An 18,932-nucleotide genomic window follows, 5' to 3' on the forward strand; every position below is an offset into this window, starting at 1 on the left:
CCCGGACGGGGCGGACGAGTCAGGTGATCGCACATGTGCCGGTGGCTGGCGTATTCGGGAACCCCTGTGCTGCTCGACACCATCCTGTACAAACCCGCCCACTCGCTGATCGACCAGAGCCTCCACTCGAAGCTGGGCGTGGAGACGACCAACGGTGACGGTTTCGGCATCGGGTGGTATCCGGACGGCGGCAGCGGCGACGGCACGCCCGCCCTGATGCGGGACGTCGGTCCCGCATGGAACAACCGCAACCTGCGGGAGCTGTCGGACCATGTCACCTCCCCCGTGTTCTTCGCCCACATCCGGGCGTCGACGGGCACGGCGGTGCAGCAGACGAACTGTCACCCGTTCCGGCACGGCCGCTGGATGTGGATGCACAACGGAGCCATCGCCGGCTTCCACGCGATGCGGCGGGACCTCGCCCTGCTCGTCGACCCCGCGCTGTTCGGGGATATCGAGGGCACGACGGACTCGGAGGTCATGTTCTACCTGGCGCTCACCTTCGGCCTGGAGGAGGACCCTCCGGGCGCCGTCGCCAGGATGGTGGGGGTGGTGGAACGCGTCGGCCACGAGCACGGCGTGGAGTACCCGATGCAGATGACGGTGGCCGTCACCGACGGGGCCGCAGTGTGGGCCTTCCGCTACTCCAGCCAGGGCGCCTCGCGGTCGCTCTTCTACAGCAGCCGGGTGGACACGCTGCGCAGGCTGCACCCCGACGTGCGCTTCCTCCAGGACGTGTCCGACGAGACACGCCTGGTGGTGTCCGAGCCCCTCGGGAATCTGCCGGGGGCGTGGAACGAAGTGCCGGAGAGCAGTTACGGCGTCGTGCAGCCGGGTGCGGAGGGGCTGTACCCCTTCACCCCGCTGGCCGCCTGACGTCGGCACGGGCCTCGGTACGCCCTTCCGCGGGCGCTCCCATGCCCGCACCCGCTCCCGCTCCGGCTTCCGGCGAGGGCACGGCGGTGGACGTGGCGACGCGGGGCAGGGCGTACGGGTGCTTCTCGGCCAGCCAGCCGACCAGTTGCTCACGCACCTCGCAACGCGCGGTCCACAGCCGGTCCGCGTCCTGGGCGGTGACGATCGCCCGGACCACGATGGTGGTGGGGGTGGTGTCGGTGACGGAGAGGTCCCAGCCGCGGCCGTCCCACGCCTCGCAGCCGTCCAGGATTTCCTTCAGCTTCTCGCGCATGAGGGAGACGGGGGCGGTGTGGTCGCAGTGGAGGAAGACCGTGCCGGTCATCTGGACACCGCCGCGCGACCAGTTCTCGAAGGGCCGCGAGGTGAAGTACGAGACGGGCATGGTGATCCGGCGCTCGTCCCAGGTGCGCACGGCGATGAGGGTGAGCGTCACCTCCTCGACCACGCCCCACTCACCGTCGACGACGACCGTGTCGCCGATGCGCACCATGTCGCCGAAGGCGATCTGGAAGCCGGCGAAGAGGTTGCCGAGGGTCGACTGGGCGGCCACGCCCGCGACGATGCCGATGATGCCGGCCGAGGCCAGTACGGACGTGCCGACCGCCCGGAAGGCGGGGAAGGTGAGCAGCATCGCGGCCGCCGCGACCACGGCGACGACGGCGGTGACGAACCTTCTGATGAGCGTCACCTGGGTGCGGACCCGGCGCACGCGGGAGGGGTCGCGGGTACCCAACGCGTAGTGGGCGTAGGAGGATTCCACGATGGCGGAGGCGATGCCGACGACGCACCAGGCGCCCGCGCCGATCAGTACGAGCGTCAGGGTCCGGCCCACGGCGGTCTCGTGCTCGCGCAGCGGCTGCCATTCGATCTGGCGGTACGCCCCGCGCAGCACCGCCGTGAACAGCAGCACCCGCACCGACGGTCCGCAGCGGCGCAGCATGTTCCACAGTGGTGTCTCGGGGTGGCGGGCGTCCGCCCGCCGTAGCAGGAGGTCGGTGAGGCGGCCCACGAAGAGGGTGAGCACGACGGAGCCGCCGAGGACGGCCAGCAGTCGGACGAAGCTGTTCATGACTCCCCGGTGTCAGGTCTCGGGAACGGGTCGGGGCGGTCGGGCGCCGACGGGCGCCCGACCGCCTGAGGTCCTCGGACCGCGGTCAGTCGTGCAGCATCTCCTCGCGCAGGGTCTCCAGCGTGCGGGCGAGCAGGCGGGAGACGTGCATCTGGGAGAGGCCGACCTCCTCGCCGATCTCCGCCTGGGTCATCTCCTGGCCGAAACGGAGCTCCAGGATGCGGGTGCTGCGTTCGTCCAGGCCGGCGAGCAGGGGTGCCAGGGCCTGGCGGTCCTCGACGGCCTCCAGGGCGGGGTCGAGGTCGCCGACGGTCTCGGCCAGGGAGCGGGCGGGCTGTCCGCCCGCGGGGGCCCCGGTGCCGCCGGCTTCGGTCTGGGGCGCGTCGAGGGACTGCGTGGAGTAGGCGTTGGCGGCCACCAGGCCCTCGCGGACCTCGTCCTCGGTGAGGCCCAAGTGGGCGGCGAGTTCCGCCGGGGTGGGCGCGTGGTCCGTCTCGGAGGTCAGCTCCTCCGTGGCCTTCGCGAGCAGCAGGCGCTGCTCCTGGAACCGGCGCGGGACGCGCACGGCCCAGGTGGTGTCGCGGAAGTGGCGCTTGATCTCACCTGTGATGTAGGGCACGGCGAGGGTGGTGAACTGGGTGTTGCGCTCGGGGTCGTAGCGGTCGATGGCCTTGATGAGGCCGATGATGCCGACCTGGACGATGTCCTCGTTCTCGGGGCCGCCGGGACGGTCGCGGAACGGGCGGGCGGCGAAGTTCACCAGTGAGATGTTCATCTCGATCAGGGTGCTGCGCACGTACTGGTACTCACGGGTGCCCTCTTCGAGGCTCCGCAGCCGCTCGAAGAACACCCGGGTCAGCTGCCGGGCGTCGACGGTCGACAGTTCCCGCGGGCAGGGCACCTCGGGCAGCCCGCTCAGCGCGGGTCCCGCTGCGGCGCCGCCGGAGGGGGTGGTGGCCGTCGTGGCGGGCGTCGTCGAGGTGGTGGCCTCGGTCGTGGCCGTCATGGTCATCGTCTTCGCTCCTTGGGCACAGGGGCTTGCGGCGCGTTGTGCGATCTCTCGGTCGCTCGTTGCTCGGTCGCTGCGGAAGTCCCCTTCCGCTTCCCTGCACCCTGCCGGGGCCTCGGACACACGTCAAGTTATACCGGAAAGACTTTTCTGGATTTGCTTTTCGCGAGTCATCCCTACAAGAATGTCGGGGTGGAGAACGAGCACACGAGTCGCCGGAACCACTGGACCTTTCTGACGAACCACGCCCGGGTCCTGATCGCCATCGCGCGCGACCCGGGGATCCGGCTGCGCGACATCGCGGCGGGCTGCGACCTGACCGAGCGCACCGTGCAGGCGATCGTCACGGACCTGGAGACGGACGGGTACCTCACCCGGACCCGCGACGGACGCCGCAACCGCTACGCCATCGCGCCCGGCGCGCGCTTCCGCCACCCGGCGGAGGCCGGCCGTGAGATCGCCGGCCTCCTGGCCTACCTGGCGGGGCCCCTGGGCGCCCCGACGGCGCCGCCCGGCCCCAAGGCCACGGACGGCGTCCACGACGACAGGGCCCTTCCCCTGCTGTGACGCGTGCAGCTGTGATGCATGCCGCGGTGACGCACCCTGTGTTCGTGAGCCGCGCCTACCGGGCCACCCTGCAGGCGGTCACCGCGGTGCCGTTCGTCACACCGCCGCCCTCGGTCAGGGCCGTCACACACCCCCCGTGGTCACCGCTCTGCCCGGTGGAGCACGCCGCCCTGACGTAGGACGGGGCCTCGCCGCCCTGCCGTTCCCGCTCGACCTGGTTGATGCAGGCCGTGGCGTCCGCGTGCGCGGCGGGGGCCGTGCCGCCGAGTGCGAGGGGCAGGCCGGTGAGGACACCCGCGACACGTGTCGACGTACGCATGGAACACACCTGCTCTCAGGGTTCGTCGTGCGGCCCGGCGCCCACACGCCGGCCGGATCCGCAGGGAACGCGTCCCCGAGCGCCGGCGGGGCGTACGGCCACCGGGCCGGCTCGGCCCGATCTCTTCCCCTCCTTCGAGCTGGAGCAGCCGCCTGCCGCACGCACCCGCTAGTGGTCCGCGAGCAGGCCTTCGAAGAACTCCCAGTCCAGGCGCTGTGCTTCGGCACCGGCCGGAACCGCCGCCCACGTCTTCTCCAGCCAGGACTCCAGCTGCGCCCGGTCCAGCACGAAGAGGGCGTACGGGGGCGCCGTACCCAGCCGCAGGAGGACCTGTCCCGCACGGCCGGGCCCGGCGGACGGCCGGACCCGCACCTCCCCCGTTCCCGCCAGGGTGCGCAGGCCCCTGGCCAGGAGGTCTCGGCCGATCAGCCACGTCACGTCGTCGGCCCCCACGGGATGGAAGGTGACCTCGACCCCCAGCGGGTCTGCGGACGACCACTGGAACGTGGCCCGGAGGGGGAACCGCAGCCGGGTCCTGACCTGGTGGATCTCGGTGGTCCAGGTCAGGTTCTGCTCGGGGACGCGAGGCCGGTGGTCCATGATGACTCGTCTCTGCAGGAGGGCGACGGGCGGCAGGGGGCCGGGGTCGCACCGTCCGGCCGGAACGGCACGACGGCACGACGGCACGACGACACCGAGTGCCATGGCTCGCGTCTGCTCGTTCGCCCGCGTCCGAAACAGCGGGATCCGGACATGCCCCCGAACAGGGGTACGGCACGACGGCGCGCGGGCCATCGGGGGGAACCGCGGACGTGTCGGGCCCCGGAGTCTCCCTGTCCGCGCGGATAGTCGTGACGGGCACTCTCGAGCGTCCGCGGTCCGCCGCGGCATGCCCGCGCCGATGTTTTTCGCAGAAGAGGGCCGAAAATGAACAAGTCCGTATTGATGTGCGCGCTGGCCGCAGGCCTGGCGCTCGGCCCGCTGGGCGGCGCTGGGTGGGCCGCCCAGCAGCACGGGGCCGCGCCGGCCGCCGCCGCGCCCCGGGCCGCGTACCCGGTGGGTGAGGTGGTCTCGGACGCGCCCCTCCACGTACGCGAGAGGGCGACGGTGTACTCCCCCGTCGTCAAGTCGCTCCGCCCCGGTCAGCGGGTACTCCTCAACTGCCACAAGCGCGGCGGCTGGGTGGACGGCAACCCCGTCTGGTACCGCCTCCAGGGCTCCAAGGGCTGGGTCTCGGCCCGCTTCGTCCACGACCACCAGCCGGTCCGCGCCTGCTGACGGTCCGCCGGCGCACTGCGGACCCCAGAGGGTGTCTCGCCGGTCACCCCTGATGCACGCCTCATGCGCACCTGGCCGACAAGGCACCCTCCTTCACGTCCGCAGGCCTCCCGGCCTCCCGGCCGTCGACATACGTCGCCACCACCTCGATGTCGCCGGTGCGCGAGGTCGACCCGCCGCGGGTCGTCGCCCAGTACGTCGAGGTCGGCGCGCTTGCCCGGGGGTGAGGCCGCCCGCGCTGTCCTCCCAGCGGCAGGCGTGGGAGCCCGCGGACAGCCGGTCGCCGCCGAAGCCGGTGCGCAGGCCGAGATCGAGGGGCTTGGGGATGCCGTCGCCCTGGTGCGCGCCGACCGGAGGCAGCCGGTCGGCGGGGACCATCAGCTGACCCGCGGCGGCAACAGCCCGTTTGCACGCGCGCGTTGGTAGGCGCCGAGTGCGACCGGAGTGTGCCCGAAGAGGGCGCCGCCGATGCCCGCCTCGGCGCAGGCGGCGATGCCCTCGGCCGGGCAGGTGCGGGCGGCGCGCCGGATGGGTTCGGCCAACTCCTCCTCGGGCCAGGGCAGTCGTAGCGCCCGGGCGGCGCCCATGGCGCCCTCGGCGAGAAAGCCGTTCTCGTGCGGACGTCCGCGGGGAGCAGGTCCAGGACGGCGCTGTTGACGACGCAGCCGTGCCCGGAGTCGTGGCGCGTGTCGTGATCCGTCACTGCGGCGGTTGGGGCGAGCGAGCCCGGCACGACCTTCGCGATCCGCCGCGGCTGCGAGTCCGGCACGCCTCCCGGCTGGTCCACTCCGACGGCCTCGGCCTCGACAACGCCTCGGCCGCCACGCCCATCGGCATGGGATGCCGCCTGTGCGAACGCTCGACTGCCCGCCGCGCGCGGTCCCGCCGCTGGGACGCGCCCTGGCCGTCGCCGAGGACAGCAGCACCTTCGTCCCCTACCCCGGGAGAGCGGACCGGCCGGAAACCGGCGGGACCCAACGGGAACCAGGCCGCGACGGCATCCGACCACCTGCGCGGAACTGGCGGGGCGGTGGCTCCGTGAGCGAATCCTCGGATCAGGGAATGTCGATGGCCGATGAACAGCAGTCCGCAGTCCAGGCACCCGCGTCCACGGGGCGGTGGGGCCCTCCCCCGGCGCTGACCGGCTTCCTGGTGCTGCTCCTGGCGATGTTCGCCCTCGCGTACGGGGTCGGTTCCGCGGCCGGGCCGGTGGCGCCCGGCATGCGGAGCACCGTGGGCGACGCCGGTTCCTCCGGGCGGTCCGGTCCCGGCGGCGGGAACATGGGCGGTCACCTCGGCGGTGACCGGTGACGGCGGAGGGGAGCACGGTCGCCGGGGTGACCACCGACCTCGTCGTCCGGGGCATGACCTGTGCGGCGTGCGTGAACCGCGTGGAGAAGCGGCTGGCCCGCATCGACGGGGTGACGGCCGCGGTCAACCTGGCCACGGGCCGGGCGCGCGTGCACCACCCGGCGGACGTCCCGCCCGCAGACCTCCTGGCGGCGGTCGAACGGGCCGGATACGGGGCGGAGTTGGTGCCGCCGCCCGCGCCACGGGCCGCGCCGGGGACCGCAACCGGTCCGGACGGTCCGAGCGGCCGGAGCGCTCCGCCCGGTCCGGATGATCCCGACGACCCGGACGACCCCGCCGGTCCGACACGGGAGGAGGCACGCAAGGACCGCGAACGCCTGCTGATCACCGCCCTGCTCTGTCTGCCGGTCCTCGTCCTGTCGATGGTTCCCGCCCTGCAGTTCCGCAACTGGCAGTGGCTGTGCCTCGTACTGGCCGCCCCCGTGGCGGTCTGGAGCGCCCTGCCGTTCCACCTCAGGGCGGCCCGCGGGCTGCGGCACTCGGCGGCCACCATGGACACCCTCGTCTCGCTCGGCGTCATCGCGTCCTTCGCATGGTCCCTGTACGCGCTGTTCCTCGGCGGCGCGGGCGATCCCGGCATGCGGATGCCGTTCAGCCTCCTGCCCTCGGCCGGAACCGACACCGCGCACGTCTACCTGGAGGCGGCGGTCGCCGTCCCGCTCTTCGTGCTCACCGGCCGCCATCTGGAGGCGCGTGCCCGGCGCGGCACGGGTGCAGCACTGCGCTCCCTCGCCGGGCTGGCCGCCAAGGACGTGACGGTGAGCGAGGGCGGCAGGGAGCGCCGAATGCCCATAGAGGAGCTCGTACCGGGACAGGGATTCGTCGTCCGGCCCGGGGAACGGGTCGCGACCGACGGCGTCGTGGTCTCGGGCAGCTCGGCCCTGGACCTGTCGCTGATCACCGGGGAGAGCGATCCCGTCGAGGTGGGCCCCGGCCGGGCGGTGGTGGGCGGCGCGGTCAACATGGGCGGCCTGCTCCTCGTACGGGCCACGGCGGTCGGCGCCGACACCCGCCTGGCCCGGATCACGCACCTGGTCACGGAGGCCCAGGCGGGCAAGGCGCGGGCCCAGCGCCTGGCCGACAGGGTGGCGGGCGTCTTCGTCCCCGCCGTGCTCTCCCTGGCCGTCACCGTGCTCGGCTTCTGGCTCGGCGCCGGAGCCGACCCCCAGGCGGCCGTCACCGCGGCCGTCGCGATCCTCGTCGTGGCCTGCCCGTGCGCTCTGGGCCTGGCCACCCCCACCGCCCTCATGGCCGCCACCGGCCGCGGCGCCCGCCTCGGCATCCTGGTCAGGGGGCCGCAGGCACTGGAGGCCCTGCGGCACGTCGACGTGATCGTCCTGGACAAGACCGGCACCCTCACCACCGGCCACATGTCCGTCGTACGGGTCACGGGGACCGCCGGCGGGATCGGCCGGGAGGCCGCCCTCCGGCTGGCCGGGGCGGTCGAGCAGGGCTCCGAGCACCCGCTGGGCCGCGCGGTCGTCGCCTACGCGCAGCGCGTGGCGTCCGAGGGCCCGCTGCCGGCGGTCACCGGCTTCCTGGCCGTCCCCGGCAGCGGCGTCACCGGAATCGTGGAGGGCCGCCGGGTGGAGGTGCGCACGCCCGGCGAGGGCCTGCCCGCCTCCCTGGCACACGCGCTGGCCGAGGCTGAGGCCGCCGCGCTCACCCCGGTCCTGGTCCGGGTGGACGGCTTCGACGAGGCGCTCATCGCACTGGGCGACGTGCTGCGGTCCGGCAGCTACCGGGCGGTGGACCGGCTGCGGCGGCTCGGCGTGGAACCGGTCCTGGCCACCGGCGACCGGGAGGCCACCGCGCGGGCCGTCGCCCGGGAGCTCGGCATCACGCAGGTGCACGCCCACTGCACTCCGGAAGGCAAGGCGGCGCTCGTCCGGCAGCTGCGCGGCCACGGCCGCCGGGTGGCCGTGATCGGGGACGGGGTCAACGACGCGGCGGCCCTGGCGGAGGCGGATCTCGGCATCGCGATGGGCAGCGGCACGGACGTGGCCATCGGGGCCGCCGACGTGACCCTCGTACGGGGTGACATCGAAGCGGTCGCCGACTCGGTCCGCCTCGCCCGCCGCACCCTGGCGACGATCCGGCTCAACCTGGTCTGGGCGTTCGGCTACAACGCGGTGACCGTGCCGCTGGCGGCCGTGGGGCTGCTGGGCCCGATGCTCGCCGCCGCCGCGATGTCCGCAAGCTCGCTCCTCGTGGTGGCCAACAGCCTGCGCCTGCGCACCTGGCAGCCCGCGCCGCATCGCCTCGCCACCCCCGTACGGAAGGCACCCCGTTGATGCACCTCCTGCGCGTTGCGATCCGAACGGCCGGCCGGGTGGGGAACCGGATGGTGAAGGCGGTGGCCGAGGGCCGCCGGCCCAGCCGCCGGAGCCTGCGCGAAGGGCTGCTCGCCACGCTGGTACCCGTGATGGCCTGTCTGACGATGCTGGTGGGTCTGACGGCCTGGACCAAGGCGGGGGCCGCGGGCAGCCCGGCACGGATCGACGTCGGCGTGGGCCGGGTCCTCCTCCCCGCTGCGGGCAAGGAGCGCACCACGGCCTTCTTCCGGATCGCCAACACCGGCGACTCCGACGACCAGTTGGTGGGGGTGACCTCGCCGGTCGCGGGCGAGATCACGCTGAACCGGCACGAGCGGGCCGGCGAAGGCGGCGAAGGCGGCGAAGGCACGCGCACGGTCTCCTCCGCGAACATCCCGGCGGGTGACTTCCTGGTCATGACGCCCACCACCCTGGACCTGACGATCAAGGTCAAGACCCGTCGGCAGGTGGGCGACGCACTGCCGTTCGTGCTGCACTTCCGCCGCAGCGGACCGGTGGACGCGGTCGCGTTCGTGGTACGGCCCCGCGACTGGGGAGTGTCGTCGAAGTAGCGGCCCCGCTCTTCGGGCGGCCCACGCTACTTCGACGACACCAGGCGTGCCTTGTCGATCAGGCCGCGATCCCGGCACGATCGGAGGGACACCCCCGGGGGGTGCCGGGGTGCCCTCCCGCTCGCTCGTTCACCCGCCGGGACCAGTGCGGCGGTGGCGGCCGGCCAGGACAGAGCGGCGGACCGGGCTTAGCGTGGCAGGTGGAGAGTCGGCCACCGCCGGCGAACGGCAGACGTCATCACGGCAGGAGGTCGGCCATGAGTACGGCGCAACCTGAGGGCGCCCGGTCCCCGGACGGCGACGCGGAAACCTACGAGGTCGTCTTCGAGGCCGCGGACGGGGTCGGCGAGGACGTCGTCCGGATGACCCGCACCAGCGCGGCGGGACCGGGCGGGCACCCCGTCTACGAGGACGCCACCGGCATCGTCCGGGCGGAGATCAGCAGCGGCGGCGAGGTACGGGTGCTGGCGACGGGCGGAGGCCAGGAGCCGGCCCGCGTGCTGCGGGCCCGAGCGGTGACCTGACGCCGGCACCACCGCCCCGGCGTGAGCGGCAGGCCGGGTCCGCGCCCGTCCCGTACCCGGGAGGAGCAGGCCGGATGGGCGGAGCCTGCGCAGGGAGCAGCCCCGCCCGGCACCGGTGGGCGCGGACGTCAACGGGGGACGCGCACGTGGATCGTCTTCCCTCCCGCCGCATGGTGGCGGATCCCCACGTCGGTCCCCAGCCGGTTGACCAGGTGCCACCCCCAGCCCCCCTCGCCGCGCCGGTCGGGCCTCTTGGATTCCGGCTCGGCGTCGCTGGTGTCAGTGACCTCGATGTCGATCCCGTTCGGCGCGAGACGGACCTCCAACAGGCAGCCCCCGCCCGTATGGCGGACGGCGTTGGTGACGAGTTCACTGATCAGCAGGAGCGCCGTGTCCACCGTCACCAGGGGGAGCGGCTGGTCATCGCTCGCCGCGGCCGCGGCCGCGGCGAGGTGGGCCCGGGCCGCACGCCGGGCCTGGGACGCTGCGTTCCGGCCGTGCAGGTCGAGGTGCAGTATCAGCTGGAGAGGCATGGAACCGCTCTCCTGGAACCGTAGAAAAAGATCGCATCCCGGCACGTGTCCGGTGTTGCGCTTCCTGTGTGCGCCTGCCCGCCCGTCCACCCTTCACGCGTCCGGCCTCCGTGCCCGTCCGCACACGTTCGGTGGCCGGCGCCACGGGCGGAGAGCGGTCCGTCAGCGGGCGGGTTCCGCCTCGGCGGCCCGGGCGGACAGCGGGGTGGCGATGTCCTCCAGGGAGCGGCCCTCGGCCGCGACCGCGTAGAAGACGGCGACGAGTCCGGCCGCCACCATCAGCCCGGCGCCGATGGAGAAGGCGAGGACCGCGTCGGAGACCACCCCGCTGGAGGTGAGCCCGGCGAAGATCAGCGGACCGGAGATGCCGCCGGCGGCGGTGCCGACGGCGTAGAAGAAGGCGATCGACATCGCCCGGGTCTCCATCGGGAAGATCTCGCTGACGGTCAGGTACGCAGAACTGGCCCCGGCGGACGCGAAGAAGAGCACCACGCACCAGCAGGCGGTCATGGTCACGGCGGTGAGCCGCCCCGCGCCGAAGAGCCAGGCGGTCGCGAACAACAGCACACCGGACAGGATGTAGGTGCCCGCGATCATCGGCCGTCGGCCGAGCGTGTCGAACAAGCGGCCCAGGAACAGCGGGCCGAGGAAGTTCCCGAAGGCCACGACGGCGAAGTAGTAGCCGGTCACGGAGCTGGAGACGTCGAAGAACGTGACCAGGATGGATCCGAAGCCGAAGGTGATGGCGTTGTAGAGGAAGGCCTGCCCGACGAAGAGCGAGAGGCCGAGGACGGCCCGGCGCGGGTAGGTGCGGAACACCGTCTTCGCGATCTCCCCGAAGCCGATGCTGCGCCGCACGGTGATGGTGATGGCCCGGTCGGGCTCGGGCAGTGGCCGTCCCGTCTCCTCCTCCACCCGGCGTTCGACGTCCGCGACCAGGTCCTCCGCCTCCTGCGTCCGGCCGTGGATGAACAACCAGCGCGGGCTCTCCGGTACGTGGCGCCGTACGAGCAGGATGACCAGGCCCAGGACGACCCCGAGGGCGAAGGTCAGCCGCCAGCCCACCGACGGTGCGAAGACGTCGGTGTTGAGGGCGACCACCGACAGCAGGGCCCCCGCCACGGCGCCGAGCCAGAAGCTTCCGTTGATGATCAGGTCGACGCGGCCGCGGTACTTGCTGGGGATGAGCTCGTCGATCGCCGAGTTGATGGCGGCGTACTCGCCCCCGATGCCGAAGCCGGTCAGGAAGCGGAAGAGGAAGAACCACCAGACGGAGAAGGAGAGGGCGGTCAGGGCCGTGGCCCCCAGATAGACGGCCAGCGTGATCAGGAAGAGCTTCTTGCGGCCGAAGAGGTCGGTGAGCCGCCCGAAGAACAGTGCCCCCGAGCACGCGCCCGCCACGTACAGCGCGGCCGCGAGACCGGTGACCTGCGCGTCGGTGATGGGCAGTCCGCTGCCGTCCTCGGAGAGGCGGCCGGCGATGCTGCCGACGACGGTGACTTCCAAACCGTCCAGGATCCAGACGGTGCCGAGACCGATCACGATCATCCAGTGCCACCGCGACCAGGGAAGCCGGTCCAGTCGGGCGGGCACCTTCGTGGTGACGGTTTCCATGGTCGTCGACCCTCCTGTCCCGGACATGCCGCGCGTCTGCCCCTGTCGATCAGGAGCAAACGGGGTCAAGAGGCGGGCGCGTGGGGTCAGGAGGCGGGCGCGTCCGGGCCCGGGCCGCGGGTCACGTCGGCCACCTTCACGTCCTCAGTCTCCGGGGCGCCGAACGCCTCGGCGACGGCCCCGCTGCCGCCGGCGGTGACCTCCAGGGCCACGTGGCCGCCCATCACGCGCAGGTCGACCCTGACCCGGGGCGCGCCCGCGCGGTCCGGCATCCGGTGGATCCGCGAGAGGGGGTAGTCGAGTCCCGTCAACTGCTTCTGCATCGCCTCGTAGCCGGTCGGCTTCGCGCCCTTGAAGGCGTCGCCGACCCGCTTCACGTGCTCGGCCCCGACGCACTTCTCGGTACCGGTCAGCGGTACTTCCCGGGCCGGCGCGGGCGAGGCCGAGCCGCCGGCCGGCTTCGACGGGGGCGCGGCATCGTCCAGCGGTACGGGGATGTCCCCGTCGGCGTTCGGGACGCCCGGCGGGGTCTGGCCCGGCCCGTACCTCGGCGTGGGTACGGCCTCCGCGCCCGGCAGGTCCTCCGGCTTCGGGACGCCGCCACCGCCCGTGCCGTTCGGGGCGTCCGGGCCGCAGCCCTGCGCGGTACGGCTCATCAGGGCGAGGAAGCGCACCTCCTGATCGCCGCCGGGCGACGACGGGTCACGCGGCTCGTCCCCCACCGTGCTGCCCGCGGAGGCCCGTTCGGGGGTGTCGTTCTGGGCGCCGCAGCCGGAAAGGACCATGCAGCCGAGCGCGGCCGCCAGTACGGGCTTGAAGAGAGACGTCGATCGCATGCAGGAATCATGCGCGCCGCCGACCACCTCGTACATGAGTACTCGTACTCATCGTGATCGGGCTCCAACAATCAACAAAACCCGGTGTTTTGATCGGCGCGACAATGCTTTGCGGACAACAAAAGCCCTCCCTACGGTCCTGCTTGTCGATCACCGCCGGTCGACTTGATCGAGAGGGAAACACCCATGCGCAGAACTGCGCTCCCTGTCGTGGTCGCCGTGTCCCTGGCCCTGCTGCTCCCGCAGCAGATGGCCTCGGCCACCGAGCTGCCCACGCAGCCCCTCGCCCAGGGCGAGATCCAGAACATCGGCCCGGGCATGTACGTGTCCGAGAGCAACAGCTACCAGATCGCCGAGAACGACGTGCCCGCGGGCCTCATGGGCCGCTCCCACACGATCGTCGCCCAGGCCCAGGGTGTGTCGCAGGCCCAGGACGCCCCCGCCACCCGCTCCGACCTGGGCGTGTTCGGGCCCAGCTGGGAGGCCGAGTTCCTCGGCGGGCAGCTCAACCGGAAGCTGACCACGGGCAATGGTGCGATCACCACGACGTACCTGGACACCAACGAGTCCACCCGCTACGACCTGACCGACTCGGTCGCCGGCCCCAACGGCGGCAGCGTCAACACGTACAAGTCGGCGGACGGCTCGACCGTGGTCGAGAGCATCACCTGGGACGACCTGCTCGGCACGCTGAAGACGACCGCCGTGGAGACCCTGAACGTCAACCTGACCACCGTCGAGTCCGGTGACCAGGCCCCGGTCGACCAGTCGGGCAACCCGATCCCCGCGGCCGACCTGAAGACCTCCTTCACGTGGAAGCAGGTCGGCGGCGGCGGCGACAACTGGCGCGTCACCGCGGTGGGAAGCAAGGCGTTCCAGCAGTCCACGGTCTCCTACGACTCCGTGGGCCGTGTCTCCAGCGTCAAGGAGCCCGCCCGCGGGGAGACCCCGGCGCAGTCCCTCAAGGTCAACTACGCCACCGCCACCACCGCTTCCGGCAGTGCCCTCGGTGACGTCAACGGCCAGGTGAAGGACATCACCCTCACCGTCGACCAGACCGTGCAGACGCTGGCCCGCTACTCCTACGACACCTCCGGCCTGCTGCGGAAGGTCACCAACCCGGCGGAGGGCAGCGAGCTCAACGCCTACACCTACGACGGCAGCGACCGCGTCGCCACCGCCACCTCCGACAACGGCGCCCGCTGGGAGCTGACCTTCTCCGGTGGCGCCGCCGCCCCGCAGGCGCAGGAGACCACCGGCACCGTCCCGGTCGCGGGCAGCGCGATGTCGGGTGCGCCCAGCATCGCCCAGGATGAGGGCATCACCCCGGCCGCCTCGGACTTCAGCGGCTCGGAGATCACCGACCCGCAGGCGTACCCGCGTCACTGCTCCACCGCCGTGTCGTGGATGTGGTACCAGTACAGCGGCTGCGCCACGAAGGTCGCCCACTACGGCTGGAAGAACCCGTACTGGAAGCAGACGCCCACCAAGGCCTGGGTGATCGGCGTCAACGGCGACCACTGCACCAGCGCATCGGACAAGCCCGGAGGCTGGGACTTCCGTGCCGCCTGTGACTCGCACGACTACGGCTACGGCACCATCGGCAACAGCTACAAGGGCTACCGCTACTACCTGGACCGCAACAAGGGCATTGCCGTCGATGTCGCGTTCTACAACATCCTGTACAACAACACCTGCCCTGCCTACTTCTGGAAGGGTGCCTGCCGGTCGACCGCCTACACCTACTACACGGCCGTCTTCTACTTCGGACGCCCCAAGAACGGCGCCAACGCCACCTGATCCGTCAGCTGTCCCGGCCCCGTTGGACGCGAGGGGGCCCGGCAACGAGAAAGCCTCGCTGCCCGGCCCCCTTTTGCGCGCCCGAACACCCCTTCACGAGCTGGAGTAGTAAGTGAAAAGACCCGTATGGGCCTTGGTGACCGCCACCGCTGCGGCCCTGGTGCTCACCGCGATACCGGCGCCCGCCAACCCGCTCCTCGGCACCAGCCCGGCTTCCGCGTCGCCGACCGGCCCGGTCGACCCGCCGCTCCTCGACGAGACGGCGAGCGGCGGCACCGTCCGCGTCAACGTCGTCACCGACCAGCGCACGGACCTGGCCTCGGCGTCCGAGGCGGGCCAGACCCTCGTGTCCTACGACACCCTGCCGATGGTCACCCTCCGGGTGAACCGTGCGGGTCTTGACACACTGAACTCCAAGCCCGGCGTCCTCAGCGTCACCGAGGACGTGCCGGTCCCGCCGACGCTGAACGAGTCCACCGTCAAGATCGGCAGCGACAAGGCCGCCACCGCCGGGAAGACCGGCGCCGGCACGGCCGTCGCGGTCCTCGACACCGGCGTCGCCACCAAGCACCCGTTCCTGTCGGGCCGCGTCAAGACGGAGGTCTGCTTCTCCGTCAACGACGAGAGCTACGGCGCCACCAGCCTCTGCCCGAACGGCAGCGCCGAGCAGGCGGGCCCGGGCAGCGCCGACGCCGAGGCCGGCGCCTGCGCCACCGTGGGCACGGCGTGCTCCCACGGAACGCACGTCGCCGGCATAGCCGCCGGCAACGGAGCCGGCATCAGCGGGGCGCCCACCCGCGGTGTCGCCCCCGGCGCGGACATCGTCGCCGTCCAGGTGTTCTCGAAGTTCGACTCCGACGAGTACTGCGGCGCCGGAGCCAGTCCGTGCGTGCTCAGCTTCACCAGCTCCCAGATCAAGGGACTGGAGAAGGTCCACGCCCTCAAGAAGGCCGGCACCAACATCGTCGCCGCCAACATGAGCCTGGGCGGCGGACGCTGGACGACGGCCTGCGCCGCCGACCCCCGCAAGCCGATCATCGACAGCCTGCTCACGGAGAACGTGGCCACCGTCGTCGCGGCGGGCAACAACGGCTACACCGACGCCGTCAGCGCCCCCGGCTGCGTGTCCTCCGCCGTCACCGTGGGCTCCACCACCGATGACGACCAAGTCTCCACCTTCAGCAACCGCGGCCCGCTGCTGGACCTGTTCGCGCCCGGTACCTCGATCGTCTCCGCCGTGCCCGGCAACACCTATGCCAGTAAGAACGGCACCTCGATGGCCGCCCCGCACGTGGCCGGCGCCCTCGCCGTGCTGAAGCAGACCTACCCCACCGAGGGCATCGACAGCCTGGTGTCGCTCCTCGCCACCAGCGCCGCCTCGGTCACCTACAGCGGCACGAGCACGCCCCGCATCGACCTCGGCAAGGCCGTCACGGCGATCGAGCCGAAGCCGGAGGCGGACAAGAAGCCCCGCTCCTTCCAGGTCGACAACGACCTCGACGTGAACATCCCCGACGCCCCCACCGGGGCGGGCACGCCCGGCACGCCGGCCGTCTCGCCGGTGACCGTCACCGAGTACCCCGGAAACGCACCGAAGAACCTCACCGCGTCCGTCAACATCACCCACGCCTACCGGGGCGACATCAAGCTGGAACTCCTCTCGCCCACTGGCAAGACGTACCTGCTCAAGAACGCCAGCGCCTCCGACGGCGCCGACAACATCATCGCGCAGTTCGCCGTGGACGCCTCCGACTCGCCCGCCAACGGCGAGTGGAAGCTGCGGATGACCGACACCGACGACGGTGACGCGGGCAAGCTGACCACCTGGTCGCTGATCTTCCCGACGCCGTTCGAGAAGACCACCAGCCAGGTCATCCCCGACACCGGCACCCTCTCCTCGACCATCAACGTCTCGGAGATCCCCGGCAACGCCTCCGGCCCGCTCCAGGTCTACACGAACCTCACCCACACCAAGATCGGTGACCTGCGGCTCGTCCTCACGAGCCCCGACAACCGGTCCTTCACCCTCAAGCCGTACGGCTCCGAGGCCGGCGGCACCCTCCAGACCACCTACGGAGTGGACGCCACCGACGCGACCGCGAACGGCACGTGGACGCTGAAGGTCACCGACTCGGCCGGTGGTTCCACCGGTGACCTCAAGGGCTGGTCGCTCGGGTTCCCGTCGTACGAGAACCAGACCGTGAAGGCGATCCCGGACAAGAACTACACGGAGATCTGGACCAAGGCCGACGGCCTGTCCGGCGTCGGATCCGACAAGCTCCAGGTGTTCGTGCACGTCGAGCACCAGGCCCTGTCCAACCTCAAGATCGACCTGATCGCCCCGGACGGCTCCTTCCACCTCCTCAAGGCGGCCGGCACGAGCGGCACGTCCACCGGGTCGGGCGTCTTCAAGAAGACCTACACGGTCAACGGGACCGACCTGCCCGTCAACGGCTGGTGGAAGCTCCGCGTCGACGACGTCATCACCGGCAACACCGGCACGGTCAACAACTTCGTCGTCAGGTTCTGAGCCGGCTTCCGGCACCCCGACGACCGACGGCGAACGGCGCGCCCTCCGCACCCGCGGGTGCGGGGCGCGCCGCCCCCGGCCCCGGACACACGAAAGGCTCCTCCGCTCATGAAGAAGACCTCCCGCGCACGCCTCGGCACCGCGCTCGCCACGGTCACGGCGGCCACGGCCCTGGTCGCGGCAACCGCCACCAGCGCGCACGCGGCCGAGCACAAGGTCACCTCGAACTGCGACGTGACGTGGATCAACTGCGCCAACGAGCCCCTGCTGATGCTCTTCTACAACTCCAAGGAGCTGGCCGTCAAAGACGGCTCCTACACCTCCAGCTGGGCCCAGTTCTACGGCAACGTCAGCGACTACACGGGGACCAGCCAGTACCAGGGCTCCACGCTCACCACCTTCCGGTACGTCTTCAACGGCAGCGGCACCGGGGCCTGGCAGTACATGAAGAACAACGCCGCCTCGGTGCAGAACTGCTCGGGCACCGACGCCTACCGCGTGTACTTCAACTCCGGCTACGGCGGCACCTCCCAGTACTTCCAGAAGCGGGAGCCCTACGGAAACTGCCCCTGGTCGAACCTGATCTCCGCGCTGAAGAACGAGAACGCCTCCCAGCACTTCGCCTGACCCGCTCGCCCCTCCCCCTTTCCCTCTCCCTCTCCCCCTCGAAAAGGAAGCCGAGACCGTGAAGTTCAACCAGCGCGCATCCGCCGCCGCGATCGTGGTGTTCGCGGCCACCAGCCTGCTGACCTCCTGCGCCGGCGGCGGCACGTCGTCCGTCACGTCGCCGGCGCCCGTGGCCGGGGACCGGCCCCTGGTCGACAAGGCCAAGTGGCCCAAGGCCACCCCGGAGCGCGGCCTGGCCCGGGGGCTGACGCTCCCGCTCGAGGCCTACATGCAGACCTTCGAGGAGACCGTCGTCCTCGACGGGGCCGTGCGCAAGCTCCAGGAGCGGTGCATGGCCGACTACGGCCTTCCGGTCCAGCTGCCGGTGGAGGGCACCAACCCGCCGCCCAGCGACAACGACGCGAACATGGAGCGGCGTTACGGTCTCACCGACCGGGAGACGGCGGCCGCCCACGGGTACGGCCTGCCCGACGAGACCGCCGAGCCGGTGCGACAGAAGGTCCCGGAGCTGGAGCCGGTGGAGTTCGAGGTGCTGACCGGCCGGAAGCTGCCCGCCGCCGCCGCGAAGGGTGCGCCGCAGCAGAGCCCCGAGCGCGCCCGCGACTCGTACAACGGCAAGAAGCTCCACGAGGGCGGTTGCACGAACTGGGCGGCCCGGCAGATCGAGAAGCCCACGCAGGACGACCTGACGTTCGTCGCCGAGCTGAACGGGAACTCCTTCACCGAGTCGATGAAGCTGCCGGCCGTCACGAAGGCCCTGGGCGAGTGGTCGCAGTGCATGGACGGCAAGGGCCACAAGGGCCTCGCCACCCCCTTCGACGCGGCCGACCGGGTGCCCCACGTGCAGGGCCGGCCCTCCCCGGAGGAGACCGCCATCGCCGTCGCCGAGGTCGACTGCAAGACGCAGACCGGTCTGGTCGACGTGTGGTTCAAGGAGGAGTCCAGGCTCCAGAGCGCGCTCATCGCCCAGCACCTCGGCACGCTGGATTCGATCCGGTCCCGCAACGGCGCCGCGGTGAACGCCGCCGGCAGCAAGGCCGGCCGCTGACC

At 71.8% G+C, this 18,932-nt stretch carries 18 protein-coding genes and 2 pseudogenes; 12 read left to right on the top strand and 8 right to left on the bottom strand.

Annotation, left to right across the window (positions count from 1 at the left end; all coding sequences use genetic code 11):
- Nucleotides 1-33 precede the first annotated feature (33 nt).
- Nucleotides 34-876, top strand: a complete 843-nt coding sequence (locus ACZ3X1_RS02695; RefSeq protein WP_467275854.1) for a class II glutamine amidotransferase — start codon at nt 34-36, stop codon at nt 874-876.
- Here ACZ3X1_RS02695 and ACZ3X1_RS02700 read toward each other — a convergent pair.
- Nucleotides 857-1,987: a mechanosensitive ion channel family protein gene (locus tag ACZ3X1_RS02700; RefSeq protein ID WP_467275856.1), complete on the bottom strand. Its 1,131-nt coding sequence runs from the start codon at nt 1,985-1,987 to the stop codon at nt 857-859. The two genes, ACZ3X1_RS02695 and ACZ3X1_RS02700, sit on opposite strands and share 20 nt — an antisense overlap.
- An 85-nt stretch (nt 1,988-2,072) precedes the next feature.
- Complete coding sequence (locus tag ACZ3X1_RS02705) at nt 2,073-2,993, bottom strand: SigB/SigF/SigG family RNA polymerase sigma factor (protein ID WP_436840744.1); 921 nt, start codon at nt 2,991-2,993, stop codon at nt 2,073-2,075.
- Between the two features lie 195 nt (nt 2,994-3,188).
- On the opposite strand from ACZ3X1_RS02705, the gene ACZ3X1_RS02710 reads away from it, so the two are divergent.
- On the top strand, nt 3,189-3,563 hold the full coding sequence (locus ACZ3X1_RS02710) for a helix-turn-helix transcriptional regulator (RefSeq protein WP_467275858.1): 375 nt from the start codon (nt 3,189-3,191) through the stop codon (nt 3,561-3,563).
- A 55-nt stretch (nt 3,564-3,618) separates the two neighbouring features.
- On the opposite strand, the gene ACZ3X1_RS02715 is transcribed toward ACZ3X1_RS02710, so the two are convergent.
- On the bottom strand, nt 3,619-3,882 hold the full coding sequence (locus ACZ3X1_RS02715; protein ID WP_356811551.1) for a hypothetical protein: 264 nt from the start codon (nt 3,880-3,882) through the stop codon (nt 3,619-3,621).
- A gap of 168 nt (nt 3,883-4,050) precedes the next feature.
- Nucleotides 4,051-4,482 carry an SsgA family sporulation/cell division regulator gene (locus ACZ3X1_RS02720; protein ID WP_356811550.1) on the bottom strand — a complete coding sequence of 144 codons (432 nt, stop codon included), beginning with the start codon at nt 4,480-4,482 and terminating at the stop codon, nt 4,051-4,053.
- A 327-nt stretch (nt 4,483-4,809) separates the two neighbouring features.
- On the opposite strand from ACZ3X1_RS02720, the gene ACZ3X1_RS02725 reads away from it, so the two are divergent.
- Nucleotides 4,810-5,160 carry an SH3 domain-containing protein gene (locus ACZ3X1_RS02725; RefSeq protein ID WP_356811549.1) on the top strand — a complete coding sequence of 117 codons (351 nt, stop codon included), beginning with the start codon at nt 4,810-4,812 and terminating at the stop codon, nt 5,158-5,160.
- Between the two features lie 261 nt (nt 5,161-5,421).
- On the opposite strand, the pseudogene ACZ3X1_RS02730 reads toward ACZ3X1_RS02725, so the two are convergent.
- Nucleotides 5,422-5,842, bottom strand: a pseudogene (locus ACZ3X1_RS02730) (amidohydrolase); the annotation flags it as partial.
- Between ACZ3X1_RS02730 and ACZ3X1_RS02735 the strand changes: the two are divergent.
- From ACZ3X1_RS02735 to ACZ3X1_RS02755, 5 genes and pseudogenes are all read left to right on the top strand, one after another.
- A pseudogene (locus tag ACZ3X1_RS02735) lies at nt 5,843-6,114 on the top strand (short-chain fatty acyl-CoA regulator family protein); the annotation flags it as partial.
- Nucleotides 6,115-6,228: 114 nt separating this feature from the next.
- Nucleotides 6,229-6,471 (top strand): hypothetical protein, encoded by a 243-nt coding sequence (locus ACZ3X1_RS02740; protein WP_467276295.1) that lies wholly within the window; start codon nt 6,229-6,231, stop codon nt 6,469-6,471.
- Between the two features lie 53 nt (nt 6,472-6,524).
- Nucleotides 6,525-8,825: a heavy metal translocating P-type ATPase gene (locus ACZ3X1_RS02745; protein ID WP_467276297.1), complete on the top strand. Its 2,301-nt coding sequence runs from the start codon at nt 6,525-6,527 to the stop codon at nt 8,823-8,825.
- Between the two features lie 50 nt (nt 8,826-8,875).
- Entirely contained in the window at nt 8,876-9,418 is a 543-nt protein-coding gene (locus ACZ3X1_RS02750) for a copper chaperone PCu(A)C (RefSeq protein WP_467275861.1), read from the top strand.
- Between the two features lie 257 nt (nt 9,419-9,675).
- Complete coding sequence (locus ACZ3X1_RS02755; protein WP_467275863.1) at nt 9,676-9,942, top strand: DUF6296 family protein; 267 nt, start codon at nt 9,676-9,678, stop codon at nt 9,940-9,942.
- 128 nt (nt 9,943-10,070) lie between these two features.
- On the opposite strand, the gene ACZ3X1_RS02760 is transcribed toward ACZ3X1_RS02755, so the two are convergent.
- The 3 genes from ACZ3X1_RS02760 to ACZ3X1_RS02770 all read right to left on the bottom strand — a co-directional run bounded on the left by ACZ3X1_RS02760 (nt 10,071) and on the right by ACZ3X1_RS02770 (nt 12,925).
- The gene (locus ACZ3X1_RS02760; protein ID WP_356811546.1) at nt 10,071-10,475 is read right to left on the bottom strand and encodes an ATP-binding protein; all 405 of its coding nucleotides are present in this window, start codon (nt 10,473-10,475) and stop codon (nt 10,071-10,073) included.
- Between the two features lie 162 nt (nt 10,476-10,637).
- Nucleotides 10,638-12,116, bottom strand: coding sequence for an MFS transporter (locus tag ACZ3X1_RS02765; protein ID WP_390074143.1), 1,479 nt, complete (start codon nt 12,114-12,116; stop codon nt 10,638-10,640).
- A gap of 59 nt (nt 12,117-12,175) precedes the next feature.
- Nucleotides 12,176-12,925, bottom strand: coding sequence for a hypothetical protein (locus ACZ3X1_RS02770; protein WP_467275866.1), 750 nt, complete (start codon nt 12,923-12,925; stop codon nt 12,176-12,178).
- A gap of 186 nt (nt 12,926-13,111) precedes the next feature.
- Here ACZ3X1_RS02770 and ACZ3X1_RS02775 point away from each other — a divergent pair, with 186 nt between their 5' ends.
- The 4 genes from ACZ3X1_RS02775 to ACZ3X1_RS02790 all read left to right on the top strand — a co-directional run bounded on the left by ACZ3X1_RS02775 (nt 13,112) and on the right by ACZ3X1_RS02790 (nt 18,930).
- Nucleotides 13,112-14,725, top strand: a complete 1,614-nt coding sequence (locus ACZ3X1_RS02775) for a phospholipase A2 (RefSeq protein WP_467275868.1) — start codon at nt 13,112-13,114, stop codon at nt 14,723-14,725.
- Nucleotides 14,726-14,837: 112 nt separating this feature from the next.
- Complete coding sequence (locus tag ACZ3X1_RS02780; RefSeq protein WP_467275870.1) at nt 14,838-17,255, top strand: proprotein convertase P-domain-containing protein; 2,418 nt, start codon at nt 14,838-14,840, stop codon at nt 17,253-17,255.
- 108 nt (nt 17,256-17,363) lie between these two features.
- A complete protein-coding gene (locus ACZ3X1_RS02785; protein ID WP_356811541.1) occupies nt 17,364-17,882 on the top strand; it encodes a hypothetical protein in 519 nt (172 codons plus the stop codon).
- Nucleotides 17,883-17,940: 58 nt separating this feature from the next.
- The gene (locus ACZ3X1_RS02790) at nt 17,941-18,930 is read left to right on the top strand and encodes a hypothetical protein (protein ID WP_467275872.1); all 990 of its coding nucleotides are present in this window, start codon (nt 17,941-17,943) and stop codon (nt 18,928-18,930) included.
- The last annotated feature ends 2 nt before the right edge of the window (nt 18,931-18,932 follow it).

It is taken from the genome of Streptomyces sp. NPDC023541, assembly GCF_055559995.1.

Excerpts from the sequence above, each read along its gene's own strand:
- ACZ3X1_RS02695 (WP_467275854.1), top strand. The coding sequence starts at position 34 with ATGTGCCGGTGGCTGGCGTATTCGGGAACCCCTGTGCTGCTCGACACC.
- ACZ3X1_RS02700 (WP_467275856.1), bottom strand. The coding sequence starts at position 1,987 with ATGAACAGCTTCGTCCGACTGCTGGCCGTCCTCGGCGGCTCCGTCGTG.
- ACZ3X1_RS02705 (WP_436840744.1), bottom strand. The coding sequence starts at position 2,993 with ATGACGGCCACGACCGAGGCCACCACCTCGACGACGCCCGCCACGACG.
- ACZ3X1_RS02715 (WP_356811551.1), bottom strand. The coding sequence starts at position 3,882 with ATGCGTACGTCGACACGTGTCGCGGGTGTCCTCACCGGCCTGCCCCTC.
- ACZ3X1_RS02720 (WP_356811550.1), bottom strand. The coding sequence starts at position 4,482 with ATGGACCACCGGCCTCGCGTCCCCGAGCAGAACCTGACCTGGACCACC.
- ACZ3X1_RS02725 (WP_356811549.1), top strand. The coding sequence starts at position 4,810 with ATGAACAAGTCCGTATTGATGTGCGCGCTGGCCGCAGGCCTGGCGCTC.
- ACZ3X1_RS02740 (WP_467276295.1), top strand. The coding sequence starts at position 6,229 with ATGGCCGATGAACAGCAGTCCGCAGTCCAGGCACCCGCGTCCACGGGG.
- ACZ3X1_RS02745 (WP_467276297.1), top strand. The coding sequence starts at position 6,525 with ATGACCTGTGCGGCGTGCGTGAACCGCGTGGAGAAGCGGCTGGCCCGC.
- ACZ3X1_RS02750 (WP_467275861.1), top strand. The coding sequence starts at position 8,876 with ATGGTGAAGGCGGTGGCCGAGGGCCGCCGGCCCAGCCGCCGGAGCCTG.
- ACZ3X1_RS02755 (WP_467275863.1), top strand. The coding sequence starts at position 9,676 with ATGAGTACGGCGCAACCTGAGGGCGCCCGGTCCCCGGACGGCGACGCG.
- ACZ3X1_RS02760 (WP_356811546.1), bottom strand. The coding sequence starts at position 10,475 with ATGCCTCTCCAGCTGATACTGCACCTCGACCTGCACGGCCGGAACGCA.
- ACZ3X1_RS02765 (WP_390074143.1), bottom strand. The coding sequence starts at position 12,116 with ATGTCCGGGACAGGAGGGTCGACGACCATGGAAACCGTCACCACGAAG.
- ACZ3X1_RS02770 (WP_467275866.1), bottom strand. The coding sequence starts at position 12,925 with ATGCGATCGACGTCTCTCTTCAAGCCCGTACTGGCGGCCGCGCTCGGC.
- ACZ3X1_RS02775 (WP_467275868.1), top strand. The coding sequence starts at position 13,112 with ATGCGCAGAACTGCGCTCCCTGTCGTGGTCGCCGTGTCCCTGGCCCTG.
- ACZ3X1_RS02785 (WP_356811541.1), top strand. The coding sequence starts at position 17,364 with ATGAAGAAGACCTCCCGCGCACGCCTCGGCACCGCGCTCGCCACGGTC.